12 protein-coding genes are annotated in these 20,471 nt (G+C 76.0%); 9 read left to right on the top strand and 3 right to left on the bottom strand.

Going from position 1 to position 20,471, the window contains the following annotated elements; translation table 11 throughout:
- The first annotated feature begins 284 nt into the window (after positions 1–284).
- From K7G61_RS30950 to K7G61_RS30980, 7 genes are all read left to right on the top strand, one after another.
- The gene (locus K7G61_RS30950; protein WP_225850369.1) at positions 285–1,538 is read left to right on the top strand and encodes a cytochrome P450; all 1,254 of its coding nucleotides are present in this window, start codon (positions 285–287) and stop codon (positions 1,536–1,538) included.
- Entirely contained in the window at positions 1,535–2,539 is a 1,005-nt protein-coding gene (locus tag K7G61_RS30955) for a hypothetical protein (RefSeq protein WP_225850370.1), read from the top strand. The genes K7G61_RS30950 and K7G61_RS30955 overlap by 4 nt, the downstream gene beginning before the upstream one ends.
- Positions 2,536–4,851, top strand: coding sequence for an ATP-binding cassette domain-containing protein (locus K7G61_RS30960; RefSeq protein ID WP_225850371.1), 2,316 nt, complete (start codon positions 2,536–2,538; stop codon positions 4,849–4,851). The genes K7G61_RS30955 and K7G61_RS30960 overlap by 4 nt, the downstream gene beginning before the upstream one ends.
- Complete coding sequence (locus tag K7G61_RS30965) at positions 4,848–7,106, top strand: ATP-binding cassette domain-containing protein (protein WP_225850372.1); 2,259 nt, start codon at positions 4,848–4,850, stop codon at positions 7,104–7,106. Before K7G61_RS30960 ends, K7G61_RS30965 begins: the two co-directional genes overlap by 4 nt.
- A gap of 1 nt (position 7,107) precedes the next feature.
- Positions 7,108–10,524, top strand: coding sequence for a type 2 lanthipeptide synthetase LanM (locus K7G61_RS30970; protein WP_225850373.1), 3,417 nt, complete (start codon positions 7,108–7,110; stop codon positions 10,522–10,524).
- Between the two features lie 186 nt (positions 10,525–10,710).
- Positions 10,711–13,044, top strand: coding sequence for a TOMM precursor leader peptide-binding protein (locus K7G61_RS30975; protein ID WP_225850374.1), 2,334 nt, complete (start codon positions 10,711–10,713; stop codon positions 13,042–13,044).
- A gap of 17 nt (positions 13,045–13,061) precedes the next feature.
- A complete protein-coding gene (locus tag K7G61_RS30980) occupies positions 13,062–14,591 on the top strand; it encodes a SagB family peptide dehydrogenase (RefSeq protein WP_225850375.1) in 1,530 nt (509 codons plus the stop codon).
- A gap of 70 nt (positions 14,592–14,661) precedes the next feature.
- Here the strand turns inward: K7G61_RS30980 and K7G61_RS30985 are convergent, their stop codons facing one another.
- Positions 14,662–15,477: a response regulator transcription factor gene (locus tag K7G61_RS30985; RefSeq protein WP_225850376.1), complete on the bottom strand. Its 816-nt coding sequence runs from the start codon at positions 15,475–15,477 to the stop codon at positions 14,662–14,664.
- Between the two features lie 50 nt (positions 15,478–15,527).
- Positions 15,528–15,740, bottom strand: coding sequence for a hypothetical protein (locus K7G61_RS30990; protein WP_225850377.1), 213 nt, complete (start codon positions 15,738–15,740; stop codon positions 15,528–15,530).
- A 448-nt stretch (positions 15,741–16,188) separates the two neighbouring features.
- On the opposite strand from K7G61_RS30990, the gene K7G61_RS30995 reads away from it, so the two are divergent.
- The gene (locus tag K7G61_RS30995; protein ID WP_225850378.1) at positions 16,189–17,301 is read left to right on the top strand and encodes a LuxR C-terminal-related transcriptional regulator; all 1,113 of its coding nucleotides are present in this window, start codon (positions 16,189–16,191) and stop codon (positions 17,299–17,301) included.
- A gap of 261 nt (positions 17,302–17,562) precedes the next feature.
- On the opposite strand, the gene K7G61_RS31000 is transcribed toward K7G61_RS30995, so the two are convergent.
- Complete coding sequence (locus tag K7G61_RS31000) at positions 17,563–18,516, bottom strand: YafY family protein (RefSeq protein ID WP_225850393.1); 954 nt, start codon at positions 18,514–18,516, stop codon at positions 17,563–17,565.
- 94 nt (positions 18,517–18,610) lie between these two features.
- Between K7G61_RS31000 and K7G61_RS31005 the strand changes: the two genes are divergently transcribed.
- Positions 18,611–20,071 carry an MFS transporter gene (locus K7G61_RS31005; protein ID WP_225850379.1) on the top strand — a complete coding sequence of 487 codons (1,461 nt, stop codon included), beginning with the start codon at positions 18,611–18,613 and terminating at the stop codon, positions 20,069–20,071.
- The last annotated feature ends 400 nt before the right edge of the window (positions 20,072–20,471 follow it).

The following is a 20,471-nucleotide window of genomic DNA, read 5'->3' on the forward strand; positions in this document are numbered from 1 at the left end:
CGGGCCGGTGGCACGAGCGACTGGTGCGGCATCGCACGCCGGCGCTCCGGCGTGATGTGAGGGACCAGTGCCGCGGCGGGGGCGTAACGCCCTCCGCCGCGGCACCCAGGTGTTTTCGCCCGCGCCCGACCGGCGCGGGAGTCGTGCCCGATTGCACGGCTTCCCGGCTTCCCGGCTTCGCCACTTCCCGTCTTCACCACTTCGCCGGTTCACGGCTTCGCCACTTCGCCACTTCGCCGGTTCACGACTTCACGACTTCACGACTTCACGACAAGGAGCCGGGCATGGACAGCCTCCGGCACGAACTCGCGCGGTTCATCCAGAGTCCGTCCGCGCGGCACGATCCCCCTGGGCTCTACCGGCGGCTGCTGGCCACCGCCCCCGTACTCGACCTGGGGCGGGTCCACGTCGTCTCCGGCTACGAGGAGATCGTCACCGTGCTCATGCACCCGGGCACCGTCGTCGACCCCTCCGCGGTCGGGCTGGCCCGTTCCGGCTCCTCGGCGCTGGCCGAGGTGGTGGCGCGGATGCTGCCGCTGCGCGACGGCCGCGACCACACGCGCCTCAAGCGGCTGGCCACCGCCGCCTTCAGCGCCCGCCGGCTCGCCGTCATCGGCCGCCGGATCTCCGCGACCACCGAACACCTGCTCACCCCGCTGCTGGATTCGGGGTCCTTCGACCTCGTCGCGGACTTCGCGGTGCCGCTGCCGGTCGCGGTGTCCTGCAGCATCCTCGACGTCCCGGAGGAGGACCGCCACCGGGTCACCGGGTGGGCCGGCCTGGTCGCGCGCTCGTTGCTCGACCCGGACCCGTCGGCGGCCGAATCCGCCGCGCTGGACGCCGAGTTCGCGCAGTTCCGGGACTACGTCGAGGAGTTGTGCGCCCGTCGTGCGGCGCGTCCCGGCGACGACCTGATCAGCCGTCTCACGGTGGCGCGCGCGGCCGGGCAGCTCGACGACGAGGACCTGCTGGCCTTCGTGGTGATGCTGTTCGCCAACGGCCTGGAGACGCTCACCTCCGGGCTCGCGGTCGCCGTGTGGCACCTGCTGCGCACGCCCGGCCTGATGGACCTGGTACGCGCCCGGCCGGAGCTGGCGCAGGACGTCTTCGACGAGTGCCAGCGGCTGGGCAGTCCGGTGCGGGCCAGCGCCCGCGCGCTGACCGCCGACGTCCCGGTGGGCGGCACGGTCCTGCCCGCCGGCACCGTGACCCTCCTGCTGTACGCGGCCGCCAACCGCGATCCGCGCCGCTTCCCCGATCCGGACCGCTTCGACCCGGCCCGGGCCGAACGCCGCCACCTCGCCTTCGGCCACGGGCCGCACCACTGCCTCGGTGCCCCACTCTCGCTGATGGTCGGCGCCGGGGTGCTGCGCGCCCTGGCCGAGGCCGGCGCGCACCGCCGCCTCAGCACCCCGCTCACCGAGGAGACCGCCCCGTGGAGCGAGCAGTTCGTGTTCGGCGGCCTGCGTTCCCTGCCGCTGATCGCCGCCCCGGCCGCCGCCCCGGCGGCCCCGCTCACGACGGGGGTGGCCCGATGACGACGGCATCCGCGCGGACGACTGCCGAACCCGCCCCGGCGGACGGCTCGGCGGGCGTCCCGGGGGCGGGCGACGGCCCGCACGGCGACAGCCCGGCGCGCACCCCCTCCGGGCTGCCCACGGCCGCCGTGGAGCCGGGACTCGACCGGCCGGTGCGGCTGATCGGCGGGCGGCTCTCGCTCGCCGCCGTCGCGCTGGCAGTGGCGGTCGGCGCGGGGACGGCGTGGGGGGTCGCGGGGTCGCTCCCCCACACGATGACGCTGCACGGTGTGATGGCCCACGGCCCCGCGCCCGTGACCGTCTCCGCCACGGCGCCGGGTTCGGTGCTGCGCGTCCTGGTCGCCCCGGGCACGCGCGTGGTCGCGGGACAGCCCGTCGCCGTCCTCGCCGACAGCCGCGGCGGGCCGGGCGGCCCGCCGGGCGCGAACCCCCTCGCCACCTCGGGCACCGACGCCGGCCGGGGCGCCGGCGAAGCGGCACCGGGCGCCGGTTCCGCGAGCGCGGGCGCCACGGACGGCGCGGGCGCCCGGCCCGCCACCGGCGGCACCGAACTGACCGCCCCGCAGGCCGGCGTCGTCACGGCGGTGCTCACCGGTCCCGGCGGCACGGTCGTCCCCGGGTCCGCGGTGATCGCGCTGGACCCGGCCGCCGCCCCCGCCACCGTACGGCTCTTCACCGGCGACAGCGGCGCGCTGCGGCGGCTGCGCACGGGCCAGCGGGTCCTGGCCGGGCTGCCGGACGGCCGTACGGTCCGGCTGCGGATCACCGGCGCGGATCCGTACCCCACGACGGCCGACGGCCTGCGCGGGACGCTGCCCGTACCCGTTCCCGGTGTGCCCGCGGGCACCGCGCCGGTGTGGACGGTGCGGACCGCGCCCGACGGACCGCGCGATGCGGCAGCGCTGGCGGCCGTGATGCCGGCGGCCGTCGACGCCTCGGTCGACCTCGGCGCCCGCCACCCGTACCAGGTGCTCTTCGGCTCCACCGGAGGCGGGTCATGAGCGTCGACACCCGCGCGGACGCCCGCCCGCGCACCGGTTCCCCGGACGCGCCCGAGCCCGCGGCCGCGGCGCCCGCGTCCCCGTCACGGGGGCGGTCGGCGGCCGGAGCGGGGCGGCGCCGTGAACGCCGCTACCTGCGCACCCCGATCGTCCCGCAGATGGAGGAGCAGGACTGCGGGGCCGCCTGTCTCGCCGTCGTCCTCGGCGCGTTCGGCCGGCGGACCACCCTGCACGAGGCGTCGCGGGCCTGCGGCGTCTCCCGCGACGGCGTCAGCGCCGCCGCCGTGGCCAGGGCCGCCGCCCGGTACGGGCTGACGGCCCGGGGCAGGCGCGTGACCCGCGGCGACGGCCCGCTGCTGGGCCTGGAAGCGGTACCCGTTCCGTCCATGGTGCTGCTGTCCGGGCCGCACTTCGCCGTCTACGAGGGCGTGCGCCGCGGCCGTATCCATGTCAACGACCCGTCGCTCGGCTCGTACAGCACCACCCCCGAGACGTTCTGGGAGTCCTTCGCGGGGATAGCGGTCGGCTTCGCCCCCGGGCCCGGTTTCACACCGGGCAGCGCCCGCTTCCCGTTCCTGCGCGGCCTGGCCGGGCGGACCCGCGGCTACCTGCCGGGGCTGCTCCTCGCGGTGTTCACCGCCTTGGTCCTGACCGTGCCGTCGGTGACGGCGTCGTTCCTGCTGCGCGCCTACCTCACCGGCGTCACCGAGAACGGGCACGGCGACTGGCGACTGCCGCTGGTGCTCGCCACGGCCGGCGCCGCCGCCGTCGTCCTGCTCGGCACATGGCTGCAGCAGGCGCTGGTCGGCCGGGTGCTGGAGGCGATGTCGGCGCGTTCCTCGGCGGCGTTCCTGTCGCGGATGCTGCGCCTGCCCGGTTCGTTCTTCCACCGCCGCCAACTGGGCGGGCTGGTCACCCGGGTGCAGATGAACGACGGCCTGGCCGCGCTGCTGTCCTACCGCGTGACCGGGGCCGCGGCCGCCGCGGCAGGCGCGGCCGCGCACCTGGGCGCGCTGATCTGGCTGTCGCCGCGCCTGTCGGTGATCCCAGGCGCGGTCGCCGTCCTCGACGTGCTGGCCCTGCGGCTGGCCACCAAGCGGCGCGGCGGCATGCTGCACCGGCTGCACTCGGAGCAGTACAAGCGCGACGGCGTCGCCTTCGCCGGCGTCGCCGCGATGGAGACCATCAAGGCCGAGGGCGCCGAGGAGTCCTTCTTCCGCTCCTGGTCCGGCTGGCAGGCGCGGGCCATGGACACCGCGCAGACCATGGCGGCGGCCGTCGTCGGCCCGCTCACCGTACCCACCGCCCTCAACACCGCGGCCGGCGCGGCCGTGGTCGTGGCCGGCACCTCCCTGCTGCTCGGCGGCTCGCTGACGTTCGGCACGCTGCTGGCGTACCTGCTGCTGCTCAACGGGTTCCTGCTGCCGGTGGCCCAACTGGTCGGCGTCGGCTCGGAGCTCACGGTCGCCCGGGCCCAGACCGCGCTGCTGGAGGACGTCGAGCAGGCCGCGCCCGACCCCTACCTCACCCCGGTCCTGGACGTGCCGGGCGACCGCACCGGGCTGCGCGGCGGCCTGGAACTGCGCGAGGTCACCTTCGGGTACGACCCCAACCGCCCGCCGACGGTGGCCGGGGTGTCGCTGACGGTCCGCCCCGGCGAGTGGGTCGCCGTGGTCGGCGACAGCGGCAGCGGCAAGTCCACACTGGCCCGGCTGGCCGCGGGCGTGCTGCGGCCCTGGTCCGGCGAGGTGCTGCTGGACGGGCGCCCGCGCGAGCAGGTGCCGCGGGCGGTGCTGACCGCCGACGTCGCCTACGTGGAGCAGCAACTGCGGCTGTTCGAGGGCACGTTCCGCGAGAACCTGACGCTGTGGAACCCGGCGGTCGGCGCGGACGCGCTGCACCGCGCGCTCGCCGACGCCGAGGCCGCGGACCTGGTGAACGGGCGCGGCGGCCTGGACGCCGGGACGGTCGACGAAGGCGCGCGCAACCTGTCGGGCGGCGAGCGCCAGCGCCTCGAACTGGCCCGCGCGCTCGCGCTCGACCCGGCCGTGCTGGTCCTGGACGAGGCCACCTCCGCGCTCGACACCCGCACCGAGGAACTGGTCGGCCGCCACCTGCGGGCCCGCGGATGCAGCTGCCTGGTGCTGGCCCACCGCCTCAGCACGGTCCGCGCCGCCGACCGCGTCGTGGTCCTGCGCGAGGGCCGGATCGTGCAGGAGGGCCCGCCCGCCGAACTGGCCTCCGTGGCCGGTCCCTACCGCGATCTGCTCGAAGAGGACGCCGCGGCGCACGACACGGGAGACCTCTCATGACCGCCACCCCCACCCACACGCCCGCTCCCACTCCCACCCGATCCGGCGACGCGGCGCGGCACTTCGAGGAGACCGCCGCCGCCAACCGGGCCGCCCTGGCCGAGGCGCTCGGGGCGCTGCGCCTGGCACCGGACCGCCCGCGGCGGCGCGGCAAGGCGGCGCCCGACGCGGCGTCCGCGCCCGTCGTACCCTCCTCGCCGACCGCGGCCGCCGACGTCCTGGCCGCCTACCGGGACCTGGCGCCCCAGGTGGGCCGCACCGCCCCGGCCGAGGTGCCGGCCGAGGTGCGCGACGCACGGGACCCGCTGATCGCGCTCCTGCGGCACCAGGGCATCCGCTGGCGGCAGATCACACTGCCGGACGACGGGTCCGGGCACGGCGACACCACCGGCCTCACCGGTCCGGTGATCGGCTTCACCGCCGGCGAGGGCAGGCCGGTGGCGCTCCCGTACGCCAGAAGGGCACGCGGAAGCGGCGGCCGGGCCGTGGACCGGCGCGCGTACCTGCTCTACCGCCCGCTGCCGGCCGGGACCCCGACGGCGGGGGCGCTGCTGCGGTTCGCGCTCGCGGCCCCCGGCGCCCGCCGGGACCTGCTGGTGCTGGCGGGCGCGGGACTCGCGGCAGCGCTGCTCGCCCTGGCCGTGCCGCTCAGTACGGGTCTGCTGATGCCGCGGCTGGTCGCCGCCGGCCACCACCCGCTGCGCTGGCTCGCGGTGCTGCTCACCGCGGGTACGGTCGCGGCAGGTCTGCTGCTGCTGGTCCGCAACGTCACCGCGGTCCGCCTGACCGGCCGCGTCCAGGCCGCGCTCGAACCGGCCGTCTGGGACCGGCTGCTCGACCACGACGCCCGTTTCTTCCGCGACTTCAGCACCGGCGACCTGGTGCACCGGGCCAACGCGATCGCCGAGGCCCGGCAGGCGCTGTCCGAAGTGCTGGTCGGCGCGGTGCTCGGCGCGTTCTTCTCGCTGTCGGGGCTCCTGGTGCTGCTCGCCGTCGACCCGGTCCTCGGCGCGGCGCTGCTGGCCGCCGCCTTGGTCGCCGTCGCCGCGCTGGTGGCCATGGGCCGGCGCAGGCAGCGGTACGAGTCCCGGGTGCACGCCCTGCACGGCCGGCTGCACGGCACGCTGTACGGGCTGATGCTGGGCATCGACAAGCTGCAGACCGCCGGCCGGGAGATCCAGGCGTTCGCCCGCTGGGCGGTCCCGTTCGGGGAGCAGAAGCGCGCCGACGCCGCCGCCATGCGCACCGACGCCGCCGCCACCGCGCTCACCGCCGCCCTGCAGCCCCTGCTGCTCGCGGTGCTGCTGGCCGGCGTGGCCGCCCGGGGCACGGGGGCGGGCGGGACGGGCGCGGGCCACCTGATGGCCGCCGGGATCGCCGCGGGGCAGGTCGCCCTCGCGCTCGGCCAGGTCACCCACGCCGCCGCCACCGCGTACGGCATCGCGCCCGTCCTGGACCGGCTGCGGCCGGTCCTCGCCGAGCCGGCGGAGGCTTCCGGCCGCCGCCGCGGCCGGGCCGACCCGGGACGGCTGCGGGGCGCGGTCCGCCTGGAGGAGGTGTCGTTCCGCTACCCGGGCGCCGCCGCGTCCGCCCTGGAGGGTGTGTCGCTGTACGCCGATCCCGGCGAAATGGTCGCCGTGGTGGGTCCTTCGGGCGCGGGCAAGTCCACCCTGGTCCGGCTGCTGCTCGGCTTCGAGCGGCCGGCCGCGGGCCGGGTCCGCTACGACGGCCGGGACCTGGCCGGGCTCGATCCGCGGCTGGTGCGCCGCCAGTTGGGCACCGTGCTGCAGAACGGACGCCTGCTGCGCGGCAGTCTGCTGGAGAACCTGGCGGGCACCGACCCGGACGTCACCGAGGACGACGTGTGGCGGGCCGCCGAGCTCGCCGGCATCGCCGCCGACCTGCGCCGCCTCCCGCTGGGCCTGAGCACCCGCGTCGGCGAGGACGCGCAGGGCTTCTCCGGCGGGCAGGTCCAGCGGCTGCTGCTGGCCCGCGCGCTGGTCCGCCGCCCCGCCGTCCTGCTGCTCGACGAGGCGACCTCCGCGCTGGACAACGCCACCCAGCGCCAGGTGGCCGAGGGCATCGCGGCACTGGACCGCACCCGCCTCGTCATCGCCCACCGGCTGAGCACGATACGCCGCGCCGACCGGATCTACGTCCTGGACCGCGGCCGGGTGTCGGCCGTCGGCGGCTACGACGAACTGCTCGGCTCCGATCCCTTGTTCACCCGTCTCGTCCGACCCCAGGAGCTGTGAGATGACACTCGACACCGAGGCGCGGGCGCTCAGCGCGGGTGCCGCCTCGCGCGACTCCGCCACCGTTTCCGCTGCCGCGCCCGCCGCCCCCTCAGTGGCCGCGCCCGCCGCCCGTGCGGCGGCGCCCGCCCCGTCCGGCGCCCGCGGGGACACCGCGGCGCCCCCGTACCGGGCCGACGAGCGGCTGCGTGCCGTCGTCGCCGCGGCGGCCGCCTTCCCCGACCGGGCCGCCGCGGCGGCCGGGCCCGGCGCGGGCACCTCCGTCTTCGTCGCCGAGCCGCCCGGGGACCGGGCCGCCGAGCGGGCCGTGGTGGGCCGCTGGCTGGAACGCGCGGCCGGCGACCCGGCCGACGCCGCCGTGCTGCTCGACCACCTGGCCGCCACCGGGCGGCCGCTCGGCGCCGGCCTGCGCAAGGTCCGGCTGCGCGACCCCGCTCGCCTGCCGGACTGGGCGGAGGCGCTCGCCGTCTTCGTCGGGGCCCAGCCCGCCGTCCCGGACGCCACGACGACCGCCGCCAGCTCGCTCACCGCCTCCTTCCGGCGGGCAGCGGAAGCGCTCCTGCCCGCCCTGTCCGGCACCGTGCTGGGCGTGCCGGTCGCCGCCGGCGCGCTGGACGACCTCGGCGCCGGCCTGGCCGCCCGGCTCGGCGAGGCGTGCCGGCTCTCGTTGTGCCACGAACTGCAGGCCGCCACCGGCCGCCCGGGCGCCGACGACTGGGACCACCACCCGGGCCTGGACGCCTCCCGCGAGGGCTGGCTGGCCCGGCTGGAGCGGCTGCCGGCGCTCGCCTACCTGATCGGCGTGGTCTGCCGCAACTGGCAGCAGGTCACCTGGGAGATGTTCGCCAGGCTCGCCGCCGACCGCGAGATGCTGCGCGCGAGGCTGTGGGGCGGCGCCGACCCCGGCGCGCTCGCCTCCGTGCGCGGCGACGCCGGGGACCGCCACGCCGGCGGCCGCTCGGTGGCCCTGCTGCGCTTCGAGCACGGCGCGGCCGTGGTCTACAAGCCCAAGGACCTGCGGCACGCCACCGCGTACATGGAACTGGTCGGCCGGCTCAACGAGTACGCGGCCGAACACCCCGGCTCCGGGCTGCTCGACCTGCCCACCCGTACCGTGATCACGTGCAGCGACAGCGGCGACGGCGGGCTGGGCGGCTCGCTGTCCCGGGACGGGGCCGGCGAGTACGGCTGGGAGGAGCTGGTGCCGGGCGGTCCGTGCGCCGAGCGCGCCGGGTTCGCCCGCTACTACCGGCGGCTGGGCATGACGATCCGCCTGATGCAGCTCCTTGAGGGCCGCGACCTGTGGGCCGACAACCTGCTGGCCGACGGCGAGCACCCGGTGTTCATCGACCTGGAGTGCCTGCTGTACCCGCGGGTGCGGACGCCCCCGGCGCTTCCGGCCGGGCAGCGCGGCCTGCTGGACCGGCTGGAGTCCACGGTGGTGCGCACCGCGATGGCCGCCCAGCCATGGGTGATCGCCAAGGACCAGCCGGTGCTGGACATCGGCTGCCTCACCAGGGCCGGCGGCGGGAACCCCGGCGGCGACGCTGCCGGCGACGGGCCCACGCTGCCGCTGCCGCCGTACCGTCCGGTGCACGCCGGGCGCAAGGCGGACCCCTGGCGGTACACCGCCGAGGTGGTGGACGGCTACAAGGCCATGCACCGGGCGCTGTTCGCGCTGCGCGACCGGCTCGCGGACGCCGACGGCCCGCTGGCGGGGTTCCGCGGAGTGTGGGTGCGCTACATCTGGCGGCACACCTGGGACGGCTACAAGATCCTCAACACCTCCACCAGTCCCCGGGCGCTCGCCGACGGGGCCACCAGGGAGACGGTGATCGCCGGGGCGCTGCGCGGCGCTGTCGCCGCCCGGGCCGGCGACAGCGAACGCGACGACCTGCTGGACGTGGTGCTGTCCGAGCTGGACTCCTTCCGCGATCTGGACATCCCCTTCTTCCGCTCCCTGACCACGTCCTCCTCGGTGTTCACCGTCGACGGGCGGGAGATCCCCGGGCACTTCCAGGGCACCGGCTGGCAGCGGCTGACCGGCCGGGTGGCCGAACTCGCGGACTTCGACCTCGACGCGCACACGGCCGTGCTCACCGGCTGCCTCGACGCGGCCGTCGGCGGCAGGGTCACGTCCGCGCCACCGCCGAGGAGCGCGGCCGCCTTCGCCCTGCCCGGCCGCGGCGAACTGCTGGAGCGGGCCGTGCGGATCGGCGACCAGGTGCTCGCCTGGCGGCACGACACGGACGACGGGCACGGCTGGATCGGGCAGAGCTGGTACCCGCTGGCCGGGCTGCGCCAGGTCGAGGCGCTCAGCGGGGTGGACCTGCTCACCAGCGGCGTCGGTGCCGCCCTCTTCCTCGCCGAGCTGTGGACCGCGAGCGGCGAGCCGCGCTTCCGGCGGGCCGCCCACCGGACGCTGACGGCGGCGGCGGCGCTGGTGGACCCCGCCGCCCCGCACGCCTTCGCGTTCGCCGCCGACAGCCGGCTCGCGCTCGGCGCCCCCGTACCCGGGGGCCTCGCCGGACCCGGCGCGCTGATCCACGCGCTGGCCCGCGGCGCACGCCTGCTGGACGAGCCCCGGTTCCTGACGGCGGCCCGGGCCCTGGTGCCGGGCGCGCTGGCGCTGGCCCGCGGACCGGTGGCCGGCCGGGCCGGCCGCCCGGGACCCGCGCCGTACCGGGACGTTCCTCTCGGCACGGCGGGGCTGCTGCTCAACCTGCTGACGCTGCGCCAGGTGCTGCCGGCGCCCGACGCGGCCACCGACGGCGGCGTGCGCGAGCTGGCCGCGGTCGCGTACGAGGCGCTGGCCGGCGGGCCCGGGGACGCCCCCGCGCCGCGGTGGGCCGGCGCCGCCCGCTTCCTGGACCTGGTGCCCGGCGGCCCGGACAGCGTGGCCGCGGCGCTGGCCCGCACCCTGGGCGAGGCACCGGACCTGCTCGACGACCCGGAGGGTGTCCGCGGCCTTGTCCGCGGCCATCGTTTCGACGTCACCCGCAGCGGGCGGCTGGCCTGCCTGGAGACGGCCGTCGCCCTGGGCACCGGCGCCCTGGACTCCCGGCAGATGGGCCTGCTGGCAGCGCCGGTCGGCGAGGCCCAGGTCGCCACGCTGGACACCCGCGCCCTGGTCGCCACGGCCGGGGAGGCGCTCACAGCCGCCGAACTCGGGCTGGTCCACTCGCTGCCGGACGGCGTCCGCGGCCTGGTGCCCGGGCCCTTCTACGACGGCCGTGAGGCCGCGACCGCGCTGGTCGGCGAACTGATCCGGCGGCGGCGCGCGACCGGCTCCTGGTACGGCGACCGGGTGGCCGACGACCGGGTCGTCCTCGGCGTGCTGGACGGCGTTCCCGCCGTCGGCCTGCTGCTCCTGCGACTGCTCGACCCCGCCACCGTCCCGATCGCGACCTTGCGCTGACGGCCCGTCAGGCCCCCGGCGGCCCGCGGATCCCGATCCCCGGGCCGCGCCGCGGGACCGCCCGCTCACCCGCCCGCGCCGGCCCGTGCCCACCCGTGCCGGCTCCGCTGCCGACCGCCCGACCCACTGCCGACCGCCCCACCCGTTCCCGGACCACGGTCCGTGTCCCCGGAAGGAGGAACCGCCATGACGCGGCACCCGCGCACCTCAACTGTCGGTTTCAAACGTCACTTCACGTCCTTCGTCGTCGAGGGAGAAGCCGTCTACCTGGTCTCGGAACGCGGCGTGAACGCCGTCTCCGGCCGGCTCGCGCAGCTCCTCGCGCCCCTGCTGGACGGCACTAGAACCGCCGAGGAGATCGGCGCGGAACTGGCCGGGACGGTGCCCGCCGAGCGTGTCGGACAGGCCCTGGACCGGCTGGCCGAGGGCGGCTGGGTCGCCCCGACCGATCCCGCCGCCGACCGCGCGGCGACCGCCTTCTACGAGATGGCCGGGGTGACCGGGCCCGGCGCGCCCGGTGTGCCGGCCGGTGCCGTCGTCCGGGTCGAGACCTACGGCCGGGTCGACGCCGCCCCGCTCGCCGCCGCCCTGGCCGCGGCGGGCGCGGGCACGGTGACGGTGGCCGGCGGGTACGACCCGGCGGCTCCGCCCGAGGGCGAGCCCGATCTGGTGGTCGCGCTGGTGGACGACTACCTGCACCCGGGGCTGGCCGCCCGCAACCGGGCGGCGCTCGACGCGGGCGTCCCGTGGCTGATCGCCCGCCCGGTCGGTTCCCTGGTGTGGGTCGGGCCCGTGTTCGTACCCGACGGCGCGGCCGCCCGGTCGTGGCCCGCTCCCATGGCGGCCACCGGCTGCTGGTCGTGCCTGGCCCACCGGCTGTCGGCGAACCGCCAGTCGCTCAGCTACCTGCAGCACCGGCTCGGCCGGGACACGCCGGTGTCCACGGCGGTCGCCGGCATCGCCCCCACGGTCGCCGCCGGCACGCAGCTCGCCGCCCTGGAGGCGGCCAAGTGGCTCGCCGGGGCGCGCCCGTCCGGCCCTGCCGCCGTGTTCACGCTCGACACCGTGACCCTGGAGGCCGAACGGCACCGGCTCGTCCGCCGGCCCCAGTGCGCCGACTGCGGCGACCACACCCTGATGGCCGCCCGGCAGTCCCGCCCGATCCGCTTCGAGAGCCGCCCGAAGGTGTTCACCGGCGACGGCGGCCACCGCTCCGCCTCGCCCGAGGAGATGCTGGAGACCTACCGGCCGCAGCTGAGCCCGATCACCGGCGTCGTCACCTCGCTGGTGCCCGCCCAGCACACCCCGGACGGGCTGCGGGTCTACATCGCGGGCCAGAACCTGGCCCGGCAGGTGGGCGACCTGCGCCAACTGCGCACCGGGCTGCGCTCGGTGAGCTGCGGCAAGGGACGCACCGACGTCCAGGCCCGGGCCAGCGCCATGGGCGAGGCGATGGAGCGCTACTCGGGTGTCTTCCAGGGCGACGAGGCCCGGCGCACCGCCACCTACCTGGAGTTGGGCGACGCGGCCGTGCACCCGGCCGCCGGCCTGCTGTTCAGCGAGCGCCAGTACGCCGAGCGGGACCGCTGGAACGCCCGCCGCTCGATGTTCAACACCGTGCCGGAGCGGTTCCGCGAGGACGTGCCGATCGAGTGGTCGCCGGCGTGGTCCGTGACGGCTCAACGCACCCGCTGGCTGCCCACCATGAACCTGTACTACGGCTACCGGCACCGTTCGCCGTTCTTCGCCCTGGGCGACTCCAACGGCTCGGCGGCGGGCACCTCCTTCGAGGACGCGGCGCTGCAGGGCTTCCTCGAACTGGTGGAGCGCGACGCGGTCGCCCTGTGGTGGTACAACCGCGTCAGCCGTCCGGGCGTCGACCTGGACGCGTTCGGCGACCCGTACATCGACCGCATGCGGGAGGTGTACGCGGGGCTGCGGCGCGAGATGTGGGCGCTCGATCTCACCTCCGATTTCGGCATCCCGGTCGTGGGGGCGTTCTCCCGGCGCGTGGACAAGCCCGCCGAGGACATCCTGATCGCCTTCGGCGCGCACCTGGACCCGCACATCGCGCTGACCCGGGCGCTCACCGAGATGAACCAGTTCCTCTCCCCCGTCGCGGGCAACGGCCCGGACGGCGCGGTCACGTACGCGGGGGCCGATCCCGAGCAGAAGGCGTGGTGGACGAGTGCCACCGCGGCGAACCAGCCGTACCTGCTGCCGGACCGCGCCGCCCCGGCCTCCGGTCCCGGCCGCTGGCCCGTGCTTGCCGGCGGCGACCTGGCCGACGACCTGGCGCTGGCCGAGCGGCTGGTGGCGCAGCGGGGCATGGAGATGCTGGTGCTCGACCAGACCCGGCCCGACGTGGGCCTGCCGGTCGCCAAGGTCGTCGTACCCGGCATGCGCCACTTCTGGGCCAGGTTCGCCCCCGGCCGGCTCTACGACGTGCCGGTCCGCCTGGGCTGGCTCGAGCGGCCCACCGCCGAGGCCGACCTGAACCCCGTCCCGATCTTCATCTGACAAACCGGAGGTGCGCCATGACCGTGATCCACGCCCGTCCCGCCCCCGCGCCGGCCGGCCCGGCCGGCCCGCCGCGGCACCTGCTGCGGCTGCGCCCCGACGTCCTGGTGGCCCCGGACGGCGACGACGTCGAACTCACCCATCCCTGGGGCCGTCAGCGGGTGCACAGCCTCGGTCCCGCCACCGTGGCGCGGCTGCTGCGGCTCGCCGGCCAGGACACCGACGCCGGGACGCTGACCGCGGACCCGGACGGGGTCCGGCTGCTGCGGCTGCTGGAGCGCTTCCCGTACCTGGTGACCTCGGTCCTGGCCGGCCCGGACGGCGTGCCGCTGGCCACCGCCGTCCCCATCGCGCGGTCCGCGACGCTGCCCGCGGGCGCCCCGGGCGGCGGGCCGGCGCACCGCCCGGTGGTGCTGTCCCGCTTCGCGTACCTGCGCCGGCTGCCCGATCCCGGGGCCGACGCCTGCGTGATCGAATCGCCGCTGGCGGCGTACCGGGTGACGCTGCACCAGCCGGCCGTCAGTGCCTTCGTCGCGGCGCTCACCTCGCCGCGGGCACCGGCGCGGGCGGCGGCCGCGGCCGGCCTGCCGGCCCAGGTGGGCGAGGCGCTGGCCGGGCTGCTGTCGGCCACCGGCTTCCTGGAGCGGGCCGCCGGGGAGGACGGGGCGGAGCCCAAACTGTGGGACTTCCACGACCTGCTGTTCCACTCCCGCAGCCGCGCGGGGCGGCACGACTACCCCAGCGGGGGCGTCTTCGCCCACCAGGACCACCCTCAGTTGCCCGCGGTGCCCGGGGCGAGCCCGCGCGAGGAGGGCCCGGGCATCGACCTGCCGGTGCCGGACTGGTCCCGGGTGGTGGCCGGCGACCCCGGCTTCACCGAGGTGCTGGAGGGCCGCCGCTCGGTACGCGGTTACGGTGACCGGCCGGTCACCGTCGGCCAGCTCGGCGAACTCCTCTACCGCGCGGCCCGGGTACGCCAGGTGATCACGGGCGACCCGCAGTCGCCCACCTCGTACGACATCGTGGACCGGCCCTATCCGGCCGGCGGTTCCACCGGCGAACTGGAGCTGTACCTGTCGGTCGTGGACTGCGAGGGGCTGGAGCCCGGGGTGTACCGCTACGACGCGGCGGCGCACCGCCTCAAGCCGCGCCGCTGGAGCTGCGCGGCCGACGAGGCGGCCTTCCGCGAGCTGCTGACCGCCGCGTGGCGGGCCACGAACCGTACGGTGGAACCGCAGGTGCTGCTCACGGTGACCTCCCGGTTCGGCAGGCTGTCGTGGAAGTACAGCCAGATCGCGTACGCCCTGACGCTGAAACACGTCGGCGTGCTCTACCAGACGCTCTACCTGGTGGCGACGGCCATGGGGCTCGGCCCGTGCGGGCTGGGCTCGGGCGACACCGACGCGGCGGCGCGGGCGCTGGGGCTGGAGTGGACGGAGGAGACCTCGGTCGGGGAGTTCCTGATCGGCAGCCTTCCGCAGGGCCCGGCACCGGCGCCGCGCGGTTTCCGGGACGTGGTGGCGCGCTCGCGCGAGGACATGGGCTGAGCCCGCGCCGGTGTCGCGGCGCGGGCCGGCCCGCACGTGCGGCAGCGACCGGCGTACGGCCGGCGCCGTCTCACAGCCAGCCGCTCTCCCGGGCGATGCGGATCGCGTCGACCCGGTTGCGCGCGCCCGTGCGGGCGATCGCCGACGACACGTGGTTGCGTACCGTCCCCTGGGAGAGCGACAGCGACCGGGCGACCTCCGCGACGCTGCATCCGTCGGCGACCAGGCGCAGCACGACCAGCTCGCGCGGTGTCGGGCCGCCCGGCCGGGCCCGCACCGCGTCCACCAGCAGCGACGACTCGTATTCCTGTCCACCGGCGGCCAGCGTGCGGACCGCGCCGAGCAGACGCTCGGGCGGCAGGTCCTTCAGCAGCACGCCGTCCACGCCGTCGGCGAGGGCGCGTTTGACGTCGGCCGGCCGGTTGTAAGCGGTGAGCAGCAGCACCCTGGTGCCGTCGGTCCCCGTGGCCCCGGCCCGGATCGCCGCTGCTACTTCCAGTGCGGGCCGGCCCGGCAGGTCCAGGTCGAGCACCGCGACGGCCGGCCGCAGCCGGAGGGCGGCGTCAAGTGCGTCGTCCCCCCAGGCGGCCTCGGCGACCACGGCGAGGTCGGCCTCGCGGTCCAGCAGGGCGGTGAGGGCGGAGCGGAACAGCCGGTGGCCGTCGGCGAGCAGGACGCTGATCAGGGCGGCACCTGTGGCCTTCGCGGCCCCGGCCGCCGCCGGCGACCCGGGCGACCCCGGCGTCGCCCGGTCCGGGACGGCCGCTCGGGCCGCGGCGGCCGATTGGGGCGCTCCGGGCGCTCCGGCCGTTCCGGGCGCCTGTGCCATGTCGGGCGTGGCGACGGCGGGGGCGGGGGCGGCGGCGAAAGCCGTGGCAGTGGTCATCGGGTCCTCTCCAGCTCGTGGCCTTGGACGGTCGGTGAGGCGGGCGCCGCTCATCCCCCCCAGCCCCAGGTGTCGGGGGTGTACGTGGGGCCGGGCGGCGGGACCGGCGGGCCGGGGGTGCCTTGGTCGCCGCCCGCGCCGCCCCCGCCGTCGGCGCGCACGGAGACGGCGCCCGGGTGCGGCGCCGGGACGTGGACGGCCAGGCCGCCGAGAGCGGCCAGGGAAAGTACGGTAAAAGCGGCAAATCCGGCGATCCTCAGCATGTCGGTGCCCATTCCTTTCGGAGTATTGACGCACACGGGGAAGAGCGGGGAAGAGCGGGACAAGGGGAGCGGGCGCCCGCGAGCGCGTCCGCGTCACGTCCGGCCGGCCCGGGGGAACCTGCCCGGTGGCGCCTGCCGACACGTTCAGCATGGCGGGACCGGACCGCGGGTGTCAGCCGCCGGGGCTGGCACCACAATGCCCTGGCACTGTGATGCCAGTCCCGGCCCCGACGAAATGGCCGGTGCCGTTGATGCGCCAGATACCTGGGTGATGTCTGCGCAAGGAAAGGAAGAGGCGGGCACAAGAGCCGGAAAAGTCCTGAGGGAATTGCCGATACCTTTTCGAATCCTCCACATCGCCCGTTAAGCTGTCACCCCGCATGCCATTGCCGCCGTTTCCCGCGCGCGGCTGCGACCGTGTCGTGCGACCGCAGGGGGAGTGCGTTTGATGACCGCAAATGGACTCATGGGCGGACGGGACGGGGAGTCCGGGGACGGCGAAGGGCCCGGGTACGGGCTGGACGCGCTGTCGGAGTCCGTGTACCGGCTGCTGCTGGTCCACCCGCAGGACGGCCCCGCGCAGATCGCCGAGCGCCTGGCGTGCCCCGAACCGGACGTCCGCGGCTGCCTGGAGCGGCTCGCCGACCTGGCCCTGGTACGGCCGCCCGGTGCCGGCGGCCGCTGGCGCGCGCTCAATCCCGAGGCGGGTCTTGCCGCGCTGCTGGCCCGGCAGGAGGCCGAGGCCGCGCGCCGGCAGGCGGAGCTGGACCGCAGCCGCGGCGCCATGGCCAGCCTGATGGCCGAGTTCAGCCGGGCCCGGCAGTCCTCGCCGCCGTCGGGAGTGGAGATCATCTCCAGCCTGCAGGAGGTACGCGACCGGCTGGAGCAACTGGCCGGCGACGCGGTGGCCGAGGTGCTCTCCTTCGCCCCCGGCGGACCGCAGCCCGCAGCCGTGATGGAGGCCAGCCGCGCCCTGGACCGGCAGAGTCTCGAACGCGGGGTGCGCATGCGCACCGTCTTCCTCGACAGCGTCCGCAACGACCAGGCCACCGTGCAGTACGCCCAGTGGCTGGGCGGACTCGGCGGGACCGTCCGTACCGTGCCGTCCCTGCCGTTGCGCATGATCATCGCCGATGGCACCACGGCGGTGGTCCCCCTCGATCCCGGCAACTCCGACCGGGGCGCCGTCCTGCTGCGCAGCCCCGGCGTCATCACGGCCCTGCGCGCGCTGTTCGAGCAGGTGTGGGAGCACGCCAAGCCCCTGGGCGAGGAGGTCCAGCGCGACGGCTACGGCCTGACCGGGCAGGAGCGCCAGTTGCTGCGGCTGCTGTCGGACGGCCTCACCGACGAGCGCGCGGCGCAGCGACTGGGCGTCTCCTTAAGGACCATCCGCCGCATGATGGCCGCGCTGATGACCCGTCTGGACTCCCGCAGCCGCTTCCAGGCCGGCATCAAGGTGGCGGCGTCCGGCTGGCTCACCGACACCTCGCTCCCCCACTCCTCGGACGCCCCCACCGCCTCCGGCGCCTCCGCCGTCCTTTTCACGGCTTCCGACCAGTGAATCCACCGGACCGGCGGCAGTGAGTCGCCCGGGACGGGTGCGGCGGGCGCCGCGGGAAACAGCCGAAAAGGGCCTGGCGGAAACACGCAAATAGCCACCGTAGCGCTGTGATTGACGCCTTTTCACACGCCCGCCCGTCCCCGGTTTCGGCGTGGGAAATCCGCTCCGGCCGCCGATATCGCGGGCCGGAGCGGCCTGTTCGAGGACGCCGGTCCCGCCGGCGCACTTCGGTTCATACCGGACTGGCCGCCGCGCTTCCGTTCACGCCGTGGCCCGGCTCGCGCGCTCGGCGAAGGTGCGGAGCTGGTCGATCAGCGCCTGGGGTGACCGGACGCGGAACGGGAGGTCGGTCATCAGCAGCCGGACGGCCATCCAGTCGAGGCGGTCGGCGTCCACGCGCCAGCGGGAGGTGCCGTCCGGGAGGGACTCGACGTCCCCGGGGGCCTGGCCGAGGTGCGACCTGAGCAGGTCGGCGGGGGCGTCGAAGTCGATGACCGCGGAGGCGGTGGGCCACAGGTCGCGCAGTTTGGCCTGGACGAACTGCGCCGCGTCGGCGGCGGGGAGTTCGCGCGGGGTGGCGCGCGCGCCCGTCGCGGTGAGGCCGGTGAGCCGGTCGACCCGGAAGATGCGCCAGTCGTCGCGCTCCAGGTCCCAGGCAACCAGGTACCAGCGGCGGCCGGTGGCGACGAGCCGCTGGGGTTCGGCGTGGCGGCTCGTGCGGGCCCCGTCCCCGGCGCGGTAGGAGAAGCGGACGCGCTCGCGGTTGGCGATGGCGGCGGCCAGGGCGGTCAGCGCGGCGGGCTCCACGCGCGGGCCGCCGCCGGCCATCGTCACCACGGCGGAGCCCAGCGCGCCGACGCGGTACCGCAGCCGTGACGGCAGCACCTGCTCCAGCTTGGTCAGCGCGCGCAGCGACGCCTCCTCGATGCCGTGCACCGCGCTGCCCGCCGCCGCGCGCAGGCCGACCGCGATGGCGACCGCCTCCTCGTCGTCCAGCAGCAGCGGCGGCATCGCCTTCCCCGCCACCAGGCGGTAGCCGCCCATCGCGCCCATCGTGGCCTCGACCGGATAGCCGAGTTCGCGCAGCCGGTCCACGTCCCGCCGGATGGTGCGGGTGCTCACCCGGAGGCGGTCGGCCAGCTCCGTGCCCGACCACTCCCTCGGGGTCTGCAGCAAGGAGAGCAGGCTCAGCAGTCGTGCCGGTGTGTCCATCATGCCGTCCAGGGTCGGGCCGATGTAGGACATGATCTGTCCTGCATGCCGCCTAGCGTAGGTCCTGCCAGACGGAAGACACAGGCAGGAGACCTGGATGAGTACCGACCTCGGGGCCCGTACCGCCCCCGACCGCAAGCGCTGGATCGCCCTCGCCGTCGTCATGACGGCGAGCTTCATGGACCTGGTCGACGCGACCATCGTCAACATCGCTGTCCCGAGCATCCGGCGCGACACCGGCGCGGGCTTCAGCGCGATCCAGTGGATAACGGCCGGTTACGCGCTGGCGTTCGCCGTCGGCCTGATCACCGGCGGGCGGCTCGGCGACATCCACGGCCGCAAGCGGGTCTTCCTGATCGGCACGGCCGGCTTCACGGCCGCGTCGGTGCTGTGCGGGGTGGCGGCGGACCCGGGGATGCTGGTGGCCACCCGGCTGCTGCAGGGCGCGGCCGCCGCGCTGATGGTGCCGCAGGTGCTGTCGATCATCCACGCCACCTTCTCCGGCGAGGAGCGCGGCAAGGTCTTCGGCATGTTCGGCGCGGTCATCGGACTCGCGGCCGTCACCGGGCCGCTGCTGGGCGCGCTGCTGACCCAGTGGAACGTCCTCGGGCTGCAGTGGCGGCCGATCTTCCTGATCAACCTGCCCGTCGGCATCGCCGGCCTGGTCCTCGGCCGCCGGTTCATCGAGGAGTCCAGGGCCCCGCGCGCGCTCGGGCTGGACCTGGTCGGCGTCGCGCTGGCCACCGCCGGCCTGCTGGCGCTGATGTACCCGCTGGTCCAGGGCCGGGAGAACGGCTGGCCGCTGTGGGGCTACGCGATGATGGCCGGCGGGCTGGCGGTACTCGCCGGGTTCGTCCGCTACGAGCGGGCCAAGAAGGACAGGGACGGGTCCCCGCTGGTCGAGCTCTCCTTGTTCCGGGCGCGCAGCTTCGCCGCCGGAATCGGCGTCCAGCTGGTCTTCGGCATCGCGTGCGGCGTCTTCTTCCTGGTCTGGACGCTCTACATGCAGGTGGGACTGGGCTGGTCGCCGCTGCACGCGGGGCTGACCGGACTGCCGTTCACGGTCGCCTGCTCCGCCTCGGCCGGCCTGTCGGTGCAGTTGCTGGTGCCCCGCTTCGGCCGCCGGGTGCTCCAGGGCGGCGCGCTGACCACGGCCGCCGGCGCCCTGCTCTACGTGGGCGAGTCCGCGCGGTACGGCCAGTCGGTCCACTCCTGGCAGATGGCCCTGCCGCTGCTGGTGATGGGCGCCGGGATGGGCATGGTCTTCTCCCCGCTGACGGACGCGGTGCTGTCCGACGTGCCCCAGGAGCACGCGGGTTCGGCCTCCGGCCTGATCAACACGACCAACCAGCTGGGCAACGCGTTCGGCCTGGCGCTCGTCTCGGTCGCGTTCACCGGCTCCACCGTGGTGCGCGCCTTCGGCCACGCGATGCTGTGGATGGTCGGCGCGCTGGCGGTGGTCGCGCTGCTGATGAGCGCGCTGCCCAAGCGCGGCGGGCACACCGGACCGCCGGCAGGGACAAGCGAGGCCGCACGGGAGCCGGCCCTCGTCGGCTGAGACCCGCGCGAACCGCGGGACCGGGGGCGCCTCCCGCCGGCAGGCAGGCGGTGCCCCGTCCCACCCCGCCGGGGACGTGGCCGATCACGGCGGCCACGTCCCCGGCGGCATGAGCGGGTGGACGGAAGGTCGCCGGTCCGGGTGCCCTCGCGCCCATCCGCGAGGCAGCCGGCCCGGGTGCGCGGTACCGGCCGCGCGTACCGCCCTCTTGACGCGGCCGGGTTCTCTTGCCACGCTCACCCACCAATACGACAGCTCTCGGGCCTCCCGCAACCGACAACCTCCGCCCCCCACGTTTGCGCCGGCGATTGTTAGCGCTCACAAGGATGGTTTCCGTATGCATACGCCTCAGGGACGATCGACGTGCGCCGCGCTGCTCGCCGCGGCCATGTCGGGCGCC

Origin of the sequence: Streptomyces sp. HPF1205, from assembly GCF_020400825.1 — a bacterium.
GTDB lineage: Bacteria > Actinomycetota > Actinomycetes > Streptomycetales > Streptomycetaceae > Actinacidiphila.